We start from the raw sequence: 2,979 nt of genomic DNA, 5'->3' as shown, positions 1-2,979 counted from the left end.
ACATTCAAAACTAGATAGTAAGCAGATTTTACGGCTAAAACCGATTTAAAATTTGATTAAGTCTTCGATCGATTAGTATTCGTCAGCTACACACATTACTGCGCTTACACCCCGAACCTATTAACCTCATCATCTTTGAGGGATCTTATAACCGAAGTTGGGAAATCTCATCTTGAGGGGGGCTTCATGCTTAGATGCTTTCAGCACTTATCCCGTCCATACATAGCTACCCAGCTATGCCGCTGGCGCGACAACTGGTACACCAGAGGTATGTCCATCCCGGTCCTCTCGTACTAAGGACAGCTCCTCTCAAATTTCCTACGCCCACGACGGATAGGGACCGAACTGTCTCACGACGTTCTGAACCCAGCTCGCGTACCGCTTTAATGGGCGAACAGCCCAACCCTTGGGACCGACTACAGCCCCAGGATGCGATGAGCCGACATCGAGGTGCCAAACCTCCCCGTCGATGTGAACTCTTGGGGGAGATAAGCCTGTTATCCCCGGGGTAGCTTTTATCCGTTGAGCGATGGCCCTTCCATGCGGAACCACCGGATCACTAAGTCCGTCTTTCGACCCTGCTCGACTTGTAGGTCTCGCAGTCAAGCTCCCTTGTGCCTTTACACTCTGCGAATGATTTCCAACCATTCTGAGGGAACCTTTGAGCGCCTCCGTTACTCTTTAGGAGGCGACCGCCCCAGTCAAACTGCCCGCCTGACACTGTCTCCCACCATGATCAAATGGTGCGGGTTAGAAAGTCAACACAGCCAGGGTAGTATCCCACCAGCGCCTCCACGTAAGCTAGCGCTCACGTTTCAAAGGCTCCTACCTATCCTGTACAAGCTGTGCCAAATTTCAATATCAGGCTACAGTAAAGCTCCACGGGGTCTTTCCGTCCTGTCGCGGGTAACCTGCATCTTCACAGGTACTATGATTTCACCGAGTCTCTCGTTGAGACAGTGCCCAAATCGTTACGCCTTTCGTGCGGGTCGGAACTTACCCGACAAGGAATTTCGCTACCTTAGGACCGTTATAGTTACGGCCGCCGTTTACTGGGGCTTCGATTCGTAGCTTCGCAGAAGCTAACCACTCCTCTTAACCTTCCAGCACCGGGCAGGCGTCAGCCCCTATACATCACCTTACGGTTTAGCAGAGACCTGTGTTTTTGATAAACAGTCGCTTGGGCCTATTCACTGCGGCTCTTCAAGGCTTGCACCCTAAAAAGCACCCCTTCTCCCGAAGTTACGGGGTCATTTTGCCGAGTTCCTTAACGAGAGTTCGCTCGCTCACCTTAGAATTCTCATCTTGACTACCTGTGTCGGTTTGCGGTACGGGCACCTATTTTCTAACTAGAGGCTTTTCTTGGCAGTGTGAAATCAACGACTCGTCGGATACATGATCCAACTCCCCATCACAACTCAACCTTACGAGTGCCGGATTTGCCTAACACTCAGTCTTATTGCTTGGACGTGCACTCCAACAGCACGCTTCGCCTATCCTACTGCGTCCCCCCATCGTTCAAACAATCATAGGTGGTACAGGAATATCTACCTGTTATCCATCGCCTACGCCTATCGGCCTCGGCTTAGGTCCCGACTAACCCAGAGCGGACGAGCCTTCCTCTGGAAACCTTAGTCAATCGGTGGATGGGATTCTCACCCATCTTTCGCTACTCACACCGGCATTCTCACTTCTAAACATTCCACATGTCCTTACGATCATGCTTCAACACGTTTAGAACGCTCTCCTACCATTATCCTTACGGATAATCCACAGCTTCGGTAATATGTTTAGCCCCGGTACATTTTCGGCGCAGTGTCACTCGACTAGTGAGCTATTACGCACTCTTTAAATGATGGCTGCTTCTAAGCCAACATCCTAGTTGTCTGGGCAACGCCACATCCTTTTCCACTTAACATATATTTTGGGACCTTAGCTGGTGGTCTGGGCTGTTTCCCTTTCGACTACGGACCTTATCACCCATAGTCTGACTCCCAAGTTAAATTATTTGGCATTCGGAGTTTGTCTGAATTCGGTAACCCGAGAGGGGCCCCTCGTCCAAACAGTGCTCTACCTCCAATAATCATCACTTGAGGCTAGCCCTAAAGCTATTTCGGAGAGAACCAGCTATCTCCAAGTTCGATTGGAATTTCTCCGCTACCCACACCTCATCCGCTCACTTTTCAACGTAAGTCGGTTCGGTCCTCCATTCAGTGTTACCTGAACTTCAACCTGGACATGGGTAGATCACTTGGTTTCGGGTCTACGACCAGATACTCATTCGCCCTATTCAGACTCGCTTTCGCTACGGCTCCACATTTACTGCTTAACCTTGCATCAAATCGTAACTCGCCGGTTCATTCTACAAAAGGCACGCCATCACCCATTAACGGGCTCTGACTATTTGTAAGCACACGGTTTCAGGTTCTATTTCACTCCCCTTCCGGGGTGCTTTTCACCTTTCCCTCACGGTACTGGTTCACTATCGGTCACTAGAGAGTATTTAGCCTTGGGAGATGGTCCTCCCAGATTCCGACGGAATTTCACGTGTTCCGCCGTACTCAGGATCCACTCAGGAGAGAAATGACTTTCGACTACAGGACCTTTACCTTCTATGGTTGGCTTTTCCAAAACCATTCGTCTAATCATTTCCTTTGTAACTCCGTATTGAGTGTCCTACAACCCCAATAGGCAAGCCTATTGGTTTGGGCTCTTCCCGTTTCGCTCGCCGCTACTCAGGGAATCGAGTTTTCTTTCTCTTCCTCCGGGTACTAAGATGTTTCAGTTCTCCGGGTGTGCCTTCTCACATACTATGTATTCATATGCGGATAACATGACATAACTCATGCTGGGTTTCCCCATTCGGAAATCTCTGGATCAAAGCGTACTTACAGCTCCCCAAAGCATATCGTCGTTAGTAACGTCCTTCTTCGGCTTCTAGTGCCAAGGCATCCACCGTGCGCCCTTAATAACTTAATC

1 rRNA gene is annotated in these 2,979 nt (G+C 49.6%); it reads right to left on the bottom strand.

The annotated features are described in order from the left end of the window. Positions 1–52: 52 nt before the first annotated feature. Positions 53–2,979 (bottom strand): 23S ribosomal RNA (locus tag CD035_RS02175).

The sequence above is a fragment of the Mammaliicoccus sciuri genome, from assembly GCF_002901825.1.
GTDB lineage: Bacteria > Bacillota > Bacilli > Staphylococcales > Staphylococcaceae > Mammaliicoccus > Mammaliicoccus sciuri.
Note: the sequence above shows the minus strand (reverse complement) of the source record. Positions and strands in the feature narration are given on the sequence as shown.